Here is a 17,957-nt window from a genome sequence, read left to right as displayed (position 1 = left end):
ATGAGCGCATGGCGGCCCGGGCCGACAGCGTGGGGATGCGACGGATCCACGTCTTCGCCTTCCGCGATCGCGACGACCCCGAATCCGGTGGGAGCGAGGAGCACGCGACCCAGGTGTGCACCCATCTGGCGCTCGCTGGACGCGACGTGACCCTCCACACCGGCCGGGTCCCGGGAGCGGCAGCGCGCATCGAACGCAACGGCTTCCGCGTCGTCCGACGGGGCGGACGCGTGGGCGTCTTCATCACGTCGGTGCTCGACGAGCGATTCGGCCGCCTCGGTCCCGCCGACGGGATCGTCGAGATCTTCCACGGTGTGCCGTTCTTCGCACCCCTCTGGTCGCGGACTCCACAGGTCGGCCTCGTGCACCACGTGCACCTCGGGACCTGGGACGCCTTGCTCCCCGGGTGGCCCGGACGCGTCGGCCATCTGATCGAGCGGTTCGCCGTTCCGGCCGTGTACCGGAAGCGCACGCTCGTCACCGCGGCAGCATCGGCACGCGACGAGATCGTGACCCACTACCGCGCCGATCCCGACCGCATCACCATCGCTCCCCACGGGATCGCCGAGCACTTCACGCCTGGTGGCTCCCGTCACCCGAAGCCGCTGATCGTCGCCGTGGCACGGCTGATGCCGCAGAAGGGCGTGGACGAACTCATCGGTGCCCTTGTCGCCGTCAAGGAGGCCGTTCCGGAGACACAGGCGACCATCGTCGGCGACGGACCCCACCGCGACCGCCTCCAGACCGTCGCCCGAGAGGCCGGCGCCGAGTGGATCCACTGGGCTGGTCGCGTCACCGACGACGAGCTCGTGCAGTGGTATCGCAGCGCATGGGTGGTGGCCAGCGCGTCCCGACGCGAGGGATTCGGGCTGACCCTGACCGAGGCTGCCGCGTGCGGCACCCCCACCGTCGCGACGCGTATCCCCGGCCACGTCGACGCGGTCGACGAGGGACGCAGCGGCCTGCTCGCTGGGTCCACCGCCGAACTGGCCGACCGCCTCGTCGACGTGCTCACCGACGAGGCACTCCGTGCGTCGCTGGGAGCGGGAGCGCTCGCCCACGCGGAGCACTTCCACTGGGACGAAGCATCGGCGACCCTTCTCGGAGCGCTGTGCGACGAAGCGGAACGTCGCCGATGACCCGGCAGTCGACCTCCCGCCTCCGGTGGGTGTTCGACATCGCGATCCTGACCGTGCTCACCGTCGTGCCGCAGCTCCTCGGGGGGCGCGGCCGGCTCAACGCGGACACCAAGCAGTACCTGTACCTCGATCCCGGCGATCTCCTCGACCGGTCCCGGACGCTGTGGGACGCCCGTGTCGGCGGCGGCGCCGTCACCCATCAGGCCATCGGCTACCTCTGGCCGATGGGGCCCTTCTACTGGCTCACCGACCAGGCCGGGATCCCGTCGTGGGCTGCCCAACGACTGTGGGTCGGCGGTATCCAACTGGTCGCGGCGCTCGGGGCGCTCGTCCTCTTCCGTCACCTCTCGACGCGCCACCCCGCACAACTCGCCGGCGCGGCGCTGTACGGCCTGAGCCCCTTCGTGCTCGGGCAGATCACGGGGCAGTCCGGACTGCTGTTGCCGTACGCCGCGTTGGGATGGCTCGTCTGGGCCATGGCCCGCGCGGTCGAGAGCGGTGGGTGGCGTTGGCCTGCGGTCTTCGCCCTGGTGGTGACCACCTGCGCATCGCTGAACGGAAGTTCGGTGTTCTTCGTCGTCCTGGCGGCCACTCTCTGGGTGCCGTTCGCCGTCTGGTCGTTCGGCCATGCGACGCCGCGCGAGGGGGTCGCGACGCTCGCACGGGCGGGCGGACTCACCCTCGTGACGCAGTTGTGGTGGCTCGTCGCCTACGCGATCGGCGGCGCCTACGGGCTGCCGATCCTCGGCGTCACCGAGCAGGTCCAGACCACGTCGTACACCACGTCGGCGGCCGAGGTGATCCGTGGGCTCGGCTACTGGTTCTTCTACGGCGCCGACTCCGAGGGGTCGTGGCTGCGCGGTCTCGCACCGTCGTACATGGAGAGCGGTGTTCTCCTCACGTTCTCCTTCGCTGTGCCGATCGCGGCGCTGGCGCTCGGAGCGCTCGTCCGATGGACGCCACGGGCGTACTTCGCCGTCCTCGTCGGACTGGGCACCGTGCTGGCGGTCGGTGCGTTCCCGGAACCGACGCGCTCCCCCGTCGGCGCGACCTTCGAGTCCCTGTCGCAGCAGTCCGACCTCGTCCTCAGCCTGCGCAACACCCAGCGGGCCGGACCGTTGGTTGCGCTCGGACTCGCCGGTCTCGCCGTGGGCGGACTCCACGCGCTCGGCCGTCGGCGATCCGTGACCGGAACCGCAGCCGCCGTGGTCCTCGTCGGACTCGTCGCCCTCGCCATCCCGGCGCAGTGGCGCAGCGGACTCATCGCCGAACGGTTCCACCGAGACGAGGAGCTCCCTCAGGCGTGGCTCGACGTCGGTGAGCATCTCGACCAGGGGTCCGGCCGGGTCTTGGAGATCCCGGGCATCGACTTCGCCAGTTACCGCTGGGGTCACACCCTCGACCCCGTGTCGGTCGGGCTGACCGATCGCTCGGTGCTGGCACGCGAGCTCGTCCCGGCCGGCGGATCGGCCGGCGTCACCTTGTTGGGTGCACTCGATCGTTCGTTCCAGGAGGGATGGGCAGAACCCGGCACGCTCGCGGTCGTGGCCCGGCTCTTCGGAGCGTCGGAGGTGCTCGTCCGCAACGACCTCGAGTACGAGCGCTATCGGACCATCCGACCCGAGCGACTCTGGTCGCTGGTCACCGATCCGGCCTCCGGGCTCGACCTCGACGCGGTCTTCGGACCTCGCGAGTCCAACGACGCCAACCCGCGACGCCCGATGATCGACGAGATCGAACTCGGACTCGAGCAACCGGCCGAACAACCTCCGCAGGTCGCGGTGTTCGACGTCCCCGACGGCGGGCGCTCCCCCATCTCGTCTGCCCCGGTCGGCGGGGCACTGGTCCTCGACGGAGACGGCGAGGGAATCGTCCACGCGGCGGCAGCCGGTCTCCTCGACGACCTCGCCGGGCCGCTCCTCCTCGGAGCCGACGTCGCCTTCGACGAGGAGTTCGACCGCCTCGCGCCCGTCGGCACCGCGTTCGTCGTGACCGACACCAACCGCAAGCGCGGCGAGCGGTGGTACGCCCTCCGCGAGAACGTCGGCGCCACCGAACCGGCGGATCACGTTGCGGTGCTCGACGATCCCTCCGACGAGCGCCTCGCCGTGGTGGCCGACCAACCGACCGAGGCACAGACGGTCGTCGACTGGACCGGCGCCCGTCGCGTCTGGGCCACGGCGTACGGCTCGCCCCAGACACTCGTCCCCGAGGAACGACCGTCGAACGCCTTCGACGGCGACCCCGCGACGGCATGGCGCGTGGACACGTTCCAGTACCGCGCTCCCCATCGGATCGGGATCGATCTCGACGAGGCGAGCTCGGCCGACCATGTCGTGCTCGTGCCACCGCAACGTCGCCCGGGAACACGGGCCGTCCTGGAGGCCCGGGTCACCCTGGACGGGTCCCGACACTTCGACGTGAAGGTCGACGAGGACACCGCGCGGGACCCCGCGGGCGTCCGGGTGGAACTCGACGGGAAGTCGTTCACGCGGCTCACCGTCGAGATCCGCGAGGTGGCCCCCGACGGTGGTCCTGCCGGTTTCGCCGAGATCGAGATCCCCGCCGTCTCGGTCGAGGAGACGGTGGTCCTTCCCCACGGCGTGCTCGACGCACTCGGATCCCGAGTCGCTTCCGCACCGCTCGCGATCGTGGTGACCCGGCACCGCTCCGACCCAGCGGAGCCGGTGCGAAGCGACCCGGAGCCGACGATGGTCCGAGCGTTCGACCTCCCGGACACGGTGACGTTCGGACTCGAGGGAACCGCACGTCTCTCCGCGCGCGCCGGCGATGCGCTGGTCGACCGCCTGCTGGGCGATCCGGACCCGGCCACGTCGAGCGAGTTCCTCCCCGGCGACCTCCGGTCACGCGCCAGCGCTGCGGTCGACGGTGACCCGGAGACAGCGTGGCAGACGCCCTTCGTCGGCATCGTGGGTCAGTGGATCGACGTGCCGGCCGACGGCACGAAGGCGATCAACGACCTGCGCCTCGCGGTGCTCGCCGACGGGCGACACAGCATCCCCACGCGTCTCGAGATCACGGGCGACGGCGGCCCGGTCACCGTCGACCTGCCCCCGGTCGAGTCCAGCGACGTGCCCGGAGCGGTCGAGACCATCGACGTCGTGCTCCCCACGCCGGTGCAGGGTGATCGCATCAGGATCACCATCGCCGACGCCGATGTCCGGACCACCCCCGACTGGTACACCGGCGACCCCGTCGGCCTGCCGGTCGGCCTCGCGGAGATCGACGCGATCGGGATCGGCAGCGCACCGCCTGTCGAGAGGTTCGACAGCGGGTGCCGTGACGACCTCGTGGAGATCGACGGACGACCGGTGTCGGTCCGGATCGCCGGCGACGCCGGCGATGCACTCGATCGTGACGGGATGTCCGTCACCTCGTGCGGCGGTCCGCTGGATCTCGGCGAGGGGCGGCACACCATCAAGGCCGCAGCGGGGACCCAGACCGGACTCGACCTCGACCGACTCGTGCTCCGCAGCCCTGGGTTCACGTTGGCCGAACCGGGCGAGACACCGCTCGTCACCATGCGCGCCGCCGACGTGGACTCGGCATCGGCGACGGTGGAATCCGACGGTTCTCCGTTCTGGCTCGTCCTCGACCAGAGCAACAACGACGGGTGGGAGTTGACCGTCGAAGGTGCGACGGTCGACGGCCCGCGACCGGTCGACGGCTTCGCCGCCGGTTGGTACGTGCAACCGGACGGACCAGGTCCTCTGGAGGCGAGCATCCGATGGACGCCGCAACGAGGCGCCGACCTCGCGCTCCTGGTGAGTCTGGCGGGAGTGCTCGCCTGCCTCGCCCTCGTGGTGCTCGCACCAGGGAGGCGGCGCACCGCCGTGCCGTTTGCCGAGCCGGTGATGGGGCGTCCGCCAGCGCGACGACCCACCGCGCTCGTCCTGCTCGTGTCGGCCACCGTCGCCGCGCTCCTCATCCACCCCTTCGCCGCGCTGCCGATCGCTGCGGCCGTCTTCGCTGCCGGACGCTGGCCGCAGGCCGGACGTTGGCTTCCGGTCGCACTCGTGGCCGCAGCGGGGATGCAGGTCGTGTTCTTCGAGGTGCGGGACCGTCATGAGGCCGGCTTCAACTGGCCACAGCACTTCGGGGCCGCCCACCTCGCCGCTCTCTCCGGCGTCGTGCTCCTCGCCCTGCTCGCCGCCGCCGACGGTCGGGACGAACCGTCGTGATGGGCACCATCCGCGCCGGAGCCGCGCGGCGGCCGAAGAGCGACCGTGTGACGGTCGTGTCACTCCTCGCCCTGGCGGTCGTCGTGTTCGCCCCCCTCCTCGCGACCGCGCCCGGCCGAGTGGTGGCCGACGCCGACACGGCGCTGCTCATCGACCCGGGCCGTCTGTTGCGGCGCGCCGTCAGCCTGTGGGACCCGCACGTCGGACTCGGGACCGTCCCCCGCAACCAGATCGGTGACCTCTGGCCGTCCGGCCCCTTCTTCTGGCTCGCCGAGCAGTCCGGGATCCCCGACTGGATCGCCCAGCGTCTCTGGATCGCGACCATCCTCTTCGCCGCCGGCGCCGGCATGGCATTCCTCGCCCGCACCTGGCGATGGCGTCCCGAAGCCGGTGCCGCCGCCGCGTTCGTCTACGCGCTGTCGCCCTACGTGATCACCCTCGCCACGCGGAACTCGGTGGCGCTGCTCTCGTTCGCCGGGCTGCCCTGGCTGCTCGCGCTGACCATCCGTGCGCTCCGGACGCCCGGGTGGCGCCACGCTGCCCTGTTCGCGCTCGTGGTCGCGACGATCGGATCGAGCGATGCCGGCGCGCTTCTCCTCGTCGGGATCGCTCCCGCCGGCTGGATCCTCTACTCGCTGCGCCGGTCGCCCGACGTGACGCGGTCGGCGGCCACGTGGACCGCCGCCAAACTCGGGTTCGCGACACTGACCGTGAACCTCTGGTGGATCCTCGGCATGTCGGTCCAGGCCACCAACGGGCTGCCGCTCCAGCCGTACCGGGAGTCTGCGGAGGTCGTCGCCTCGACATCCACGGCGTCAGAGGTCCTCCGGGGGCTGGGCGCCTGGTACTTCCATGCCGCCGACCGCCTCGGCCCGTTCGATGCTGCGAGTGTCGACTACACCCAGCACCTCTGGCTGATCGCGCTCACCTACGGACTCGTCGTCCTCGGTCTGCTCGGCCTCGGCGTCGCCCGTTGGCGTCATCGGGTGTTCGCGATCGTGATGCTCGCGACCGGCGTCGTCGTCTCCGTCGGAGCGCACCCCTGGGGCGACCCGTCGCCGTTCGGCCGGATCGTGAAGGGCGCCGCAAAGACCGACCTCGGCTTCGCCATCCGTACGCCGACCAGCGCGACGCCGCTGATCCTGTTGGGGATCGCCGTGGGCGTCGGCGCCCTCGTCGGCGCATCGAGGGAGGAGTCCCACCGGCGAGGTCGATTCGTCATGGTGGTGGCCATGGTTCTCGCGGTCTCGGCGCTGCCTCCCCTGTGGCTCGGGGGATTCGTGCCGACAGAACGTGATCGACCAGAGGATGTGCCCGACTACTGGGAGTCGGCCGCCGCGTATCTGGATGCTCGTGACGACGGCACCCGCGTGCTCGAGATCCCCGGGATCGACACGGCCGCGTATCGGTGGGGCGTGGCGACGGACTCGATCACACCAGGGCTCATGGACCGCCCGACCGTGGACCGGTCACGGACTCCGGAGGGCACGGCGGCCGCCGCCGACCTGGTCGCTGCGCTCGACCGCCGGCTCCAGGACGAGACGCTCGACGCAGACGCGCTGGCCGTGGTCGCTCGCCTGATGAACGTGGGCGACATCGTCACCCGCAACGACCTGCAGTACGAGCGCTACGACATCCGGCGACCCCGATCGGTGTGGGAGTTCGTCACCAGCGCCGGTGGCCTCGCCGCCCCGACCTCCTTCGGGCCTCGGACCACCAACGCTCCTGCCGACGGGGCGCCGATCGTCGACGAGGAACACCTGATCCAGGAGTTCGACCGAGCCGACCCTCCGGCGGTGGCGGCGTTCCCGGTCGAGGATGCCATCCCCATCGTCCACACCCACCGTGCCGACCGGCTCGTCCATCTCAGCGGCGACGGCACCGGCATCGTCGACGCCGCCGCTGCCGGCCTCATCGACGGTGACGAACTGATCCGCTACAGCGCCGATGTCACGGCCGACCAGGACTTCGTGCGCAACGGACTCGTCGACCGACGCGCCCTGATCGTGACCGACTCGAACCGCGCCCGGGCCGAACGATGGACATCGCTGCGCCACGACGTCGGCTACACCGAACAAGCCGATGGTGGCCTCCTCCGCGCCGACCCGACGGATCACCGGCTTCCACTGTTCGGCGACCGACCGGGGATCCGCACAGTCGCCGAGCACGTCGGCGTCGCTGCCCGCGCCACGTCGTACGGCGGGACCGGCGGATTCGTGCCGGAACATCGCCCCGTCCGTGCCGTCGACGGTGATCCGACGACGGCATGGGTCGTGGGGACGGACGGCGACCCTCGCGGCGAGCGGATCGAACTGTCGTCCGACACCGCGGTCGAGACCGACCAGATCACCCTGCTCCAAGCGGACTCCGGTGCCGCTGGTCGCAGGATCACGGAGGTCGAAGTGCGCTTCGACGGCGGATCGCCCATCCGTGTCGAGCTCGGCCCGTCATCGGTCACTGAGCCGGGCCAGGAGATCGAGATCGATCAGCGTGCGTTCGAGGTCCTGTCGATCGAGATCCTCGGGGTCACGGAAGGCCCGTCGGCGGACGCCGGCGCCGATGGTGTCGGCTTCGCAGAGGTCGGGATGGGTGTGCCGCCCACGCAGGAGTACCTCCGCATGCCTCAGGACCTGCTCGACGCTGGAGGCTTCCGCACCCTGCGCTATCCGCTGGCGCTCGTGCAGACCCGTGAGCGCTCGGCGGCGACCGACCTGTCGCGCGGCGACGAGGAGACCGCACTCTCCCGTGTCGTCGACCTCCCGACCGCGCGGACCTATCGGCTCACGGGCACGGCCCGGCTCTCGCCCATGGCCCCGCCGGTCCTCCTCGACGACATCACCGGACGCACACCGACCGACACGATGCCGCTCGTCACCGCCACCTCGACGATCGCCGGTGGGCTCGACCATCTCCCCTCCAACGTCCTCGACGACGATGCCGACACCCGCTGGACGTCCGCCTTCGACGTCGACTCGCCGCACAGGATCACCGTCACCGCGCCGGCGAGCCGGCCGGTGGGGACCATCGAGGTCGTCGTGGTCGACGACGACCAGCACTCCGTTCCGGGAGTGGTCGTCGTCGATGTCGACGGAGTCGAGGTGGCACGGGCCCGGTTCGGACCGGGATCCGGCGGCCTCCGCACTGCCGTCGTCGAAGGACCCGAGGCCACCGCAGGCGCGGAGATCCAGCTCACGTTCGCCGGGGGCGAACAACGGAGAACCCCGGGCACCGCCGGTGGGGAGCGTCGGACGCTCCCGATCGCGGTTCCGACGGTGTCGATCGACGGCTGGTCGGTCGGCGAGCGCGCGGTGGCGATCGATTCGGGCTGTCGAGACGACCTCGTCACGCTGGACGGGATCGGCGTTCCCGTCCGGATCACCGGCGACCGAGCGGAGGCCCTCCGGGGCGGCGGTCTCGACCTCCGCTCCTGCGCCGACGACCCGATCGTCCTTCTCGGTGGTGACCGCCTCTTCGACTCGACCGACGGGCGTACGACCGGGTTCGACATCGACCAGCTCGTCTGGTGTTCCGATGCCGGCGGAGACGCGTGCGGGAACGACGGTCCGCTCCTCACCGACGACGGCTCGTCGGCTCCGGCGGTCGAGGTGGTCGGCGGCGACGACGCCACCGTCGAGGTGCGCATCACGGGCGCCGAGGCCGGGACGCCCTTCTGGTTGGTGCTCGGCCAGAGCTTCGAACCCGGCTGGGAGATCATCGAGGGCGCACCCGAGCACCGCTCGACGCAGCTCGTCGACGGATTCGCCAACGGCTTCCTCGTCACACCCGACTCCGACACGCTCGACGTCACGATGCGATTCGTGCCGCAGAACCGGGTGGAGATCGGCCTGCTGCTCTCGGTGGTCGGCATCCTGGTCGCACTCGGGCTCGCGATCGGCACGCCCTCGCCCGGCGGGCCCGTGCCGATTCCGCTGCAGGAACCGCTGCGTCGCATCCGTGCCCTGACCTGGGAGGGAGGCCTCCCGACCCGTCGCGACGCCATGGCCCTGGGTGTCGGTTCCGCGATCGGCGCCACGCTGGCCACCGACCCCCTGATCGGTCTGTTCGTCGGACTCCTCGCCGGGTTCGCGACACGTCGTGAGGGATGGCGCGGGGCGTTCACCGCGCTGCCCGCCGCGTTGCTCGCACTCTGCGGGCTCTACCTCCTGGCATTCCAGTTGCGGAACGACACCGCACCCGGGCCCGATTGGCCCGTGCAGACCGGCGGCCTGCACACCGTCGCGCTCACGGCCGTGGTGCTGCTCGCCGTCGACGTGGCGATCGATCGGGTGTGGTCGCGGCGTAGCGACTTCCGATGAGCGGCATCGGTCAGACTGGCGCCATGGCTCCCCCCGTCGTACTCGTCCACGGCTTCGGCACATCGTTCGACCTCACCTGGGTGGCGAACGGGTGGGTCGACCTGTTGGCCGACGAGGGCCGCGGCGTCATCGGAGTCGACCTCCTCGGACACGGCAACGCACCCAAACCGACCGACCCCGCCGCCTACGACGACCTCGGCGAGCGCGTGATCGATGCGCTCCCCGACGAACCGGTCGACGCCGTCGGCTTCTCCCTCGGCGCCAAGACGCTGCTCCAGGTCGCAGCCGCTCATCCCGACCGCTTCCGCTCGCTCGTGGTCGCCGGCGTCGGTGCGAACCTGTTCCGGTCGTCCGATCACACGGCGGTGGTCGAGGCCGTCCGCACCGGGAACGACGGCGGCAATCCCGCGTTGCGCTATTTCGCGGGTCTCGCCGACCTGCCTGGCAACGACCGTACGGCTCTCGCCGCGTGCATGGCCAACGGCGGAGGCGCGCCCACCGTCGACGACCTGGCGTCGATCACCTGCCCCGTCCTCGTCGTCATCGGCGATGCCGACTTCGCGGGCCCCGCCGATCCGCTCGTCGATGCGCTCCCCGACGCCACCCTCGTGACGCTCGCCCGTACCGACCACGCCAAGACACCGAAGTCGTTCGCATTCATCGACGCCGCCCTCGACTTCCTCCGAGGGTGAGCACCCGGGGCGACGCATGATCCTGGGCGTGGACCTCGACGGTGTCTGTGGCGACTTCTCGTCCGCGTTCCGACAGGTGGTCGCCGACGACCTCGGCATCGCTGCTGATGCCCTGCCGCCACGCCAGAACTGGGACTTCTCCGAGTGGGGCATCACCGACGAGGAACACTTCCGGCGGCTGCACCGAACAGCAGTCCTCGAGCATCGGGTCTTCCGGACGATGCCACTGATCGACGGCTGCGCCGATGCCCTGTGGCGACTGTCCGATGCCGGCGTGTGGATCCGGATCATCACCCACCGCCTCTACATCAACTGGGGCCATCAGGAGGCGGTCGCAGACACCGTCGGATGGCTCGACGAACACGGCATCCCGTTCCGCGATCTGTGCTTCCTCGGAGCGAAGCCCGAGGTCCAGGCCGATCTCTACATCGACGACGCGCCGCACAACATCGAGGCACTCCGAAGTGCGGGGAACGACGTCATCGCGTTCGCCCAGCCCTACAACCGGGACGTCGGCGGGATGCGGGCGACCACGTGGGACGAGGTCGAGGCGATCGTGCTCGCCCGCCTCGTCGACTCGGGGACGGCGATCCATCAACGGCTCCCCGGACTCGACGACGGACCGGAGCGACTCCGGCGTCGTCGGGAGAACGGGCCGCTCAGCGACGGGGCGGACCAGCCTGGGTGAACGACGTCCCGGGCGGGTCGACCGCCCAGCGCGCCGGACCTTCCCAGCGGTCGTCGTAGACCAGTTCCTGCACCGGACGCCGCCGTACCGGACCGTGGCGACCCTCGGGTCGCCCCAGCGTGATCGTCGCCGCCAGGCCCACGTCGTCGGGGATGCCCAACAGCGCTCGGAGTTCGTCCTCCACGAAGGCGTGCCACGTCGTCATCACCCCGCCGTAGCCGAGCGCTCGGGCGGCCAGGAGCAGGTTCTGACACGCCGGGTAGACCGATGCTCCCTCGGTCGGGTTCGGCGCTCTGTGGCGACGGATACAGGCCAGCACCACGACCGGCGTCCGCTCGAACTCGTCGACGAAGTGCTGCATCGTGGCCGCCATGCGCGCCTTCGGCGTGTCGGGGTCGGCCCCGCTCCCGGAGTCGTAGCCGTCGGCTGCCCGCTTGGCCGCCCACATCGAGCGGAAGCTCTCCCCCAGCAGAGCCTTGGCTTCGAGGGCCTTCGGACCGTCGCGCAGCACGAGGAAACGGAACGGCTGCCGGTTGCTGCCTGACGGGGCTCGGGTGGCGTGCCAGACAATCGTCGAGAGGTCGGCGTCGGGGATCGGCTCGTCGCGATAGCGCCGGATCGCCCGGGTGGTGGCGAGGCCATGGAGCAGGTCGACGGAAGCGCCGTGATCAGACATGGAGGCCAGTATCGACCACGCGACGGATGCCAGACTCCCGCGGTGCTCAATCCCATGGACGACTACCCGATCCACCAGACCGCGCTGCCCATCGCGCAGCCGGCGACCGGAGACCGGAACCACTACGACCGCTACTTCTTCAACGGCTACGACGCCGACGGATCCGGCGACCTGGTCTTCGGTGCGGCCATGGGCCTCTACCCCAACCGATCGGTCATCGACGCGGCGTTCAGCGTCGTCTCGGGCGGCGTGCAGCGCAACGTCCACGCATCGGGGCGGGCGCCCTTCGATCGCGGCGACACGTCGTGCGGGCCCGTCCGCATCGAGGTGGTCGAACCGCTGCGCACGCTCCGACTGATCGTCGACCCCGAGGTCCACGGCATCGGCTGCGACCTCACCTGGCAGGCGCGGACGGTCGCCGTCGAAGAAGACCGCTTCCTCCGCCACACGGGTCCCCGTCTGACCATGGACTACACCCGGATGACGCAGTTCGGGACCTGGGAGGGCACCGTGCACGCCGGCGATCGCGACGTCACGGTGACGCCGGAGACCTTCGTCGGCACCCGTGATCGGTCGTGGGGCATCCGTACAGTGGGTGAGGCTGACAACGGCGCACCCAGTGCGAACGAAGCCCAGTACTTCTGGCTCTGGGCACCCATCAACTTCACCGATGGTGCGGCGCACTTCGACGTGAACGAGACCTCGTCCGGCCAGCGGTGGCACCAGAGCGGCTTCGACATCCCGCTGACCGCCGCCGACGGTCCCGTGCTCGACACCGGAGGCCTCGCCGAGTCGGCCGAGCCGATGCGCTCGGTCGACTGGCACATCGACTGGGAGCCGGGAACGCGACGGTCACGAGCGGCGGCGCTCACGTTCACGCCGTGGAACGCCGACGCCGGCGTCATCGAACTCGAGCCGATCATGACGTTCCAGATGCTCGGCATCGGCTACTTCCACCCCGAGTGGGCACATGGTCACTGGAAGGGCGAGGCGGCGACGGGCTACGACGAGTGGGTCGTCGACGACCTCGACCCCGCGGCGCCACAGCACACCCATGTCCAGCAACTCGTCCGGGCGACGTGGGGCGAGCGCACCGGCGTCGGCGTCCTGGAGCAGTTGGTCATCGGCGCGCACGAGCCGAGCGGACTCGACGGTCTCTTCGACGGCGCCTGAATCCGGCACAGGCCGACCGCTGCAGCCTCGCTCTCGTTCCGCGGTTCCGGTCAGTCCGGGTACTCGAGCAGCGGCCGCACGGCGACCCACGACGGCCGAGCCGGTGGCTCGGAGAAGCCGAATCCGCACGGCGGGTCGACCGGCACCATCGGCCCGAGCGAGGCGCCGGACACGGTCGCCCGAGCGTCGCGCAAGGGTGCCCAACGATCGGCGCGGTACCACTCCCGGACGCCGGTCGGAGAGGTGCCGTACGTGACCACTCCCATCAGCACGCGAGCGATCGGCCCCTCGACCAGGCGCGTGAACCATGCGGGACGCCGGAACGGAATGGGGACCCCGCGCCTTGCGATGAAGGACAGCTCGCGGTCCCCCATCGTGATGTCGAGACGACGTCGCCCCTCCTGCACGCCGATCTCGCACACCTCCACGTCGTCGAACGCATAGACACTGGTGATGAACTCCGCGGCGGCGGCGTGGGGAGCGAACAGGATGCGATGTCCATCGGGCGTGGCCCACATCACATCGGTCAGCGGACCGATCGGCGTCACCTGCCAGTGCCCGACGACCACGCGGTCGCCGGAGGCGAATCCCGACGAGACGATGGAACCGCGCATCGAGACACGGTCTTGTCGGCTCATGCGGTGGGCACCGAGACCCCGCCCGAAGCTGCGGACGCGTAGATCCCGTCCACGATCCGATGCGCACGCATGGCCGTGGCCGCGGACGGTGCCGACGGTCGCCCGGCGGCGACGGCCTCGATGAAGGAGCCCTCGGGATCGCCGAGGACGATGCCTCGTCGATCGCAGAGCGCCAGCAGTTCGTTGCCGGCGACATCGATCCGCTCGTCACCGCGCGTGATCCGCACCGGCCCGAACCAGTCGCCCTCGACCTCGACGTGCATGCGCTCGCAGTGGATCTCGAGGTAGCGGAGACTCGGCCGTTGCGTGAGGTCGTGCCACACGGTCGTCAGGGTGCCGATGCCGCCGTCTGCGAGATCGAACGTGGCGACGACGAGGTCCTCGATGCCGTCGATGTCGTGGAACGACCGGCTGCGGCCGGTCACCGCGGTCACGGGTCCCACCAGGCGGTCGAGGAGGTCTACGTCGTGGATCGAGTGCTCGAGGAGCACGCCGCTCCCGGCCCGGTTCCGGTCACCACGCCAGGTCGACTGGTAGTGCCCACCGGTCGGGAGGAACTGGTCGTCGCGGAAGACGACCGACATCACCCGGCCGCAGGCATCTCGCTCGGCGAGAAACGACTCGACCAGTGCGAACGCAGGCGAGTAGCGGAGGATGAGACCGACCTGATGGACCACGCCGCTCGACTCGATGGCGTCGACGACACGCTGCGAAGACGACTCGTCGACGCCCAACGGCTTCTCGACGAACACTGCACGGCCGGCCGCGCACGCCTTCTCGACCAGACGCGGGTGCTCCGACGTCCACGTACAGACGTAGACGGCGTCGCACGAGTCGAGGACCTCGTCCTCCGAGGCGGCGACGAAACCACCAGCCCGGGCCACGAACGTCCCCGCTCGCGAACCGTCGGGATCGAAGACGCCGGCCCGCTCGTGGTCGACGCCGCTGGCACGCAGCATCTTCGAGTGGAAGGTGGCGATGAACCCCGCCCCCAGGAACCCGACCCGGACCGGCGCATCGATCGACGTCATGGGTCGGGAACCTATCCGGGGGCGGACGACCGGGGTCAGGCTGCTTCGAGTGCGATGTCGAGGACCTCGCGCACGTCGCTCACCAGATGGACCGTGAGGTCGTCGAGGATGCCGGCGGGTACGTCGTCGAGGTCCGGGCCGTTGCGTTCCGGGAGGACGACGTGGGCGATGCCGAGGCGATGCGCCGCCAGGACCTTCTGCTTCACGCCACCGATCGGGAGGACCCGCCCCGACAGCGTCACCTCGCCCGTCATCGCCACGTCGGACCGGACGGGACGGCCGGTCAGGAGACTGGCCAACGCCGTGGTCATCGTGACCCCCGCGCTCGGACCGTCCTTCGGGATCGCTCCCGCCGGGAAGTGGACGTGGAACCGCCGGGTGAGGGCGTTGGTGTCGAGCCCGTACGACTCGGCGTTGGCCCGGAGGTACGACAACGCGATCGAGCCGGACTCCTTCATGACGTCGCCGAGCTGTCCGGTCAGCTGCAGGCCGGGCTCGCCGTCCATCGCGGTCGACTCGACGTAGAGGACATCACCACCGGCCCCGGTGACCGCCAGACCCGTCGCCACCCCGGGCACGCCGGTCCGGTCGCGGTGGTCGTCCTCGAACCGAGCACGACCCAGGAGATCCCGCAGCTGTTCCGGCTCGATCGTGATGGGAGTGGCGTCGTCGTCACCGGCGATCCGCGTCGCGGCCTTGCGCAGGAGCGTCCCGATCTGACGTTCGAGTCCCCGGACACCGGCCTCCCGCGTGTAGCCGTTGACGAGGGCGCGCAGGGTGTCCTCGCCGATGACGACCTCGTCGTCTCGGAGTGCATTGCGCCGGCGCTGTCGATCGACCAGATGGTCGCGGGCGATGTCGACCTTCTCGTCCTCGGTGTAGCCGTCGAGCTGGATGACCTCCATTCGGTCGAGCAGCGGCCCGGGGATGGTGTCGAGCACGTTGGCGGTCGCGATGAACAGGACCTCGGAGAGGTCGAGGTCGATCTCGAGGTAGTGGTCACGGAACGTGTGGTTCTGCGCGGGGTCGAGCACCTCGAGCAGTGCGGAGCTCGGGTCGCCTCGCCAGTCGCTCCCGACCTTGTCGATCTCGTCGAGGAGGACGACGGGGTTCATCGAGCCGGCTTCGGCGATTGCTCGCACCAGCCGACCTGGCTGGGCACCGACGTAGGTGCGCCGATGCCCTCGGATCTCGGACTCGTCGCGCACGCCACCGAGGGCCACACGGACGAACGACCGACCCAACGCCGAAGCGATCGACTCACCGAGCGAGGTCTTCCCGACACCCGGGGGGCCGACGAGGCTCACGATGGCGCCGTCGCCGCGGCGACCGGAGGCCGGGGTCTCGTCCGAGCCGCGCTCCACCTTGAGCTTGCGTACGGCGAGGAACTCGACGATGCGGTCCTTCACGTCGTCGAGGCCGGTGTGGTCGGCATCGAGATGTGCCCGCGCTCCGTCCAGGTCGAGGTCGTCGTCGGTCCGCTTTCCCCACGGCAGTTCGGTCACGGTCTCGAGCCAGGTCCGGACCCAGCCGTACTCGGCGTTCTGGGGGCTCATCCGCTCGAGACGGTCGATCTCCCGCTCGATGTGGCTCCGTGCTTCGTCGGTGAGTTCGAGTGCAGCGATCGCGTCGCGGAACTGCGCAGCGAGGTCCTCTTCCGCGTCGCCTTCACCCAGCTCCTTGCGGATGGCGGCGAGTTGCTCGCGCAGGAGGAACTCGCGTTGGCGCTCCTCGATTCCTTCGTTCACCTCTCGACTGATCGTGTTGGCCACCTCGGCCTCGGCCAGCGCGTCCTTGACCCACTCGAGGACCAACTCGGCCCGGGCCTCGACATCGACGGTCTCGAGCAGTTCGACCTTCCGCTCCATCGACAGGTCTGGCCACCAGCCGGCGAGGTCGGCGAGAGCCGACGGGCCCTCGACGCCGTTGAGCACCTCGGAGAGACGACGACCACCGATCTGTTCGAAGAGCGCCGTCGTCGCGGTGCGCAACTCCTCGCCGAGGCGTTCGGCCCGCGGGGTGGGCGTGGGCTCGGCGATGAGCTCGGCCTCGACCAGCAGTGCCCGGCCGGTGCCGACGACACCGGCACCGACACGGGCGCGACCGTGCGCCTTGACGATGATGGCGCGTGTCCCGCCGGGCAACTCGCCTGCGGAGTCGACGGTGGCCAGGACGCCGACACGGCTGTACCGGTCACCGATCCTCGGGACCAGCAGGAGTTCGGCACGGGCGTCGTCGTCCTCGAGGGTCGAGCCCAACGCATCGACCGCGGCACGGGCGTCGTCGGTCTCGAGCGCGACGGTGACGACCATCTGTGGAAGGACCACGCCGGTGGTCAGCGGGAGGACGGGAACGGTGCGGACACCGGTGTCGGGATCGGTCGGGTCGAGTGTTGCGTCGTGCACGAGGGCTCCTGGGGTCGAGCGTTGATTACACGCTTACAACGCTACAGAGCTCCTGGCATTCCCACTCGTTCCCAACCGCTGGTCCTCGGGGGCATTCCCGTCAGTTGTTCTTGGTCGTGAACCCGCCGTCGACGACCACCACCGCACCCGTGCAGTAGGACATCGCCGGGAGCGCCAGCGACAACGTGGCGTGCGCGACCTCCTCCGGGGTGCCGTAGCGACGCATCGGCACGTTGCGGCGAGCGAACTTGTCCTTCGCCTCGTCGGGGATCGACGCCGTCATGCCGGTGTGGATCGGCCCGGGGCACACGACGTTGACCGTGACCCCGGTCGGTCCCAACTCGACGGCGAGCGAGCGGGACAGACCGATGACCCCGTGCTTCGATGCCGTGTACGGGCTGATGTAGGCGGACCCGCCGACGCCCTCGGTCGACGCGATGTTCACGATTCGACCGTCACCGTTGCGCTTCAGATGCGGGAGGCAGGCGCGGATGAGCGTCGTGTGCGCCGTGAGGTTGACGGCGATCGTCGCGGCCCACTGCTCGTCGAAGTCCTCGCCGTCGATGGGGGCAGGGATCGACACCCCGGCGTTGTTCACGAGGATGTCCGGCGGCCCGAGCGTGGCGGCCACCTCGTCGATCGCCGAGCGGACGGCATCGCCGTCCGTGACGTCGACGGCCCATCCGGACGCGCGACCTCCTGACGCGGCGATCTCCGCGACGACGGCGTCCACGCCGTCGGCGGTCCGATCCAGGACCGCCACGATGGCCCCTTCATCAGCGAAGAGGTGCGCAGTGGCTCGCCCCATCCCGCTCGCAGCCCCGGTGACGACAGCCACCCGGTCCCGCACCGATCGATCTCCGGTCGTCAACCTGGTCATGGTCCGGACGCTACCGGCGGCGCCACCGGAGGCTGCCCGACCTCATCGCCCGTAGTGGGACGAACACCCGATTTCAGACTTTGCCCTGCACGGTCTTGACCCGTGGGTCAACATGTT

Annotated in this window: 11 protein-coding genes; 6 read left to right on the top strand and 5 right to left on the bottom strand. The window is 70.3% G+C overall.

Annotated features, from left to right (window positions below; translation table 11 throughout):
* The first annotated feature begins 8 nt into the window (after window positions 1-8).
* The 5 genes from AB8619_RS07845 to AB8619_RS07825 are packed head-to-tail and all read left to right on the top strand — an operon-like array spanning window position 9 to window position 11,037.
* Window positions 9-1,139, top strand: a complete 1,131-nt coding sequence (locus tag AB8619_RS07845; protein ID WP_436795906.1) for a glycosyltransferase family 4 protein — start codon at window positions 9-11, stop codon at window positions 1,137-1,139.
* Complete coding sequence (locus tag AB8619_RS07840) at window positions 1,136-5,341, top strand: alpha-(1->3)-arabinofuranosyltransferase domain-containing protein (RefSeq protein ID WP_436795905.1); 4,206 nt, start codon at window positions 1,136-1,138, stop codon at window positions 5,339-5,341. Before AB8619_RS07845 ends, AB8619_RS07840 begins: the two co-directional genes overlap by 4 nt.
* Entirely contained in the window at window positions 5,341-9,657 is a 4,317-nt protein-coding gene (locus AB8619_RS07835) for an alpha-(1->3)-arabinofuranosyltransferase domain-containing protein (RefSeq protein WP_436795904.1), read from the top strand. The genes AB8619_RS07840 and AB8619_RS07835 overlap by 1 nt, the downstream gene beginning before the upstream one ends.
* Before the next feature lie 23 nt (window positions 9,658-9,680).
* Complete coding sequence (locus AB8619_RS07830) at window positions 9,681-10,349, top strand: alpha/beta fold hydrolase (RefSeq protein WP_436795903.1); 669 nt, start codon at window positions 9,681-9,683, stop codon at window positions 10,347-10,349.
* Between the two features lie 16 nt (window positions 10,350-10,365).
* Window positions 10,366-11,037 (top strand): 5' nucleotidase, NT5C type, encoded by a 672-nt coding sequence (locus AB8619_RS07825; protein ID WP_436795902.1) that lies wholly within the window; start codon window positions 10,366-10,368, stop codon window positions 11,035-11,037.
* On the opposite strand, the gene AB8619_RS07820 is transcribed toward AB8619_RS07825, so the two are convergent.
* Complete coding sequence (locus AB8619_RS07820; protein WP_436795901.1) at window positions 11,009-11,713, bottom strand: nitroreductase family protein; 705 nt, start codon at window positions 11,711-11,713, stop codon at window positions 11,009-11,011. The genes AB8619_RS07825 and AB8619_RS07820 overlap by 29 nt on opposite strands.
* Window positions 11,714-11,755: 42 nt before the next feature.
* Here AB8619_RS07820 and AB8619_RS07815 point away from each other — a divergent pair, with 42 nt between their 5' ends.
* Window positions 11,756-12,886, top strand: a complete 1,131-nt coding sequence (locus AB8619_RS07815) for a hypothetical protein (RefSeq protein WP_436795900.1) — start codon at window positions 11,756-11,758, stop codon at window positions 12,884-12,886.
* Between the two features lie 50 nt (window positions 12,887-12,936).
* Here the strand turns inward: AB8619_RS07815 and AB8619_RS07810 are convergent, their stop codons facing one another.
* From AB8619_RS07810 to AB8619_RS07795, 4 genes are all read right to left on the bottom strand, one after another.
* Entirely contained in the window at window positions 12,937-13,500 is a 564-nt protein-coding gene (locus AB8619_RS07810; protein ID WP_436795899.1) for a hypothetical protein, read from the bottom strand.
* Window positions 13,501-13,520: 20 nt separating this feature from the next.
* Window positions 13,521-14,555: a Gfo/Idh/MocA family protein gene (locus AB8619_RS07805; RefSeq protein WP_436795898.1), complete on the bottom strand. Its 1,035-nt coding sequence runs from the start codon at window positions 14,553-14,555 to the stop codon at window positions 13,521-13,523.
* Between the two features lie 35 nt (window positions 14,556-14,590).
* The gene (gene lon, locus AB8619_RS07800; RefSeq protein WP_436795897.1) at window positions 14,591-16,960 is read right to left on the bottom strand and encodes an endopeptidase La; all 2,370 of its coding nucleotides are present in this window, start codon (window positions 16,958-16,960) and stop codon (window positions 14,591-14,593) included.
* Window positions 16,961-17,060: 100 nt separating this feature from the next.
* Entirely contained in the window at window positions 17,061-17,840 is a 780-nt protein-coding gene (locus AB8619_RS07795; RefSeq protein WP_436795896.1) for an SDR family NAD(P)-dependent oxidoreductase, read from the bottom strand.
* Window positions 17,841-17,957: the final 117 nt, after the last annotated feature.

It is taken from the genome of Actinospongiicola halichondriae (assembly GCF_049103745.1).
In the GTDB taxonomy this organism is placed as follows: Bacteria; Actinomycetota; Acidimicrobiia; order Acidimicrobiales; family Salinilacustritrichaceae; genus Salinilacustrithrix; species Salinilacustrithrix halichondriae.
Note: the sequence above shows the minus strand (reverse complement) of the source record. Positions and strands in the feature narration are given on the sequence as shown.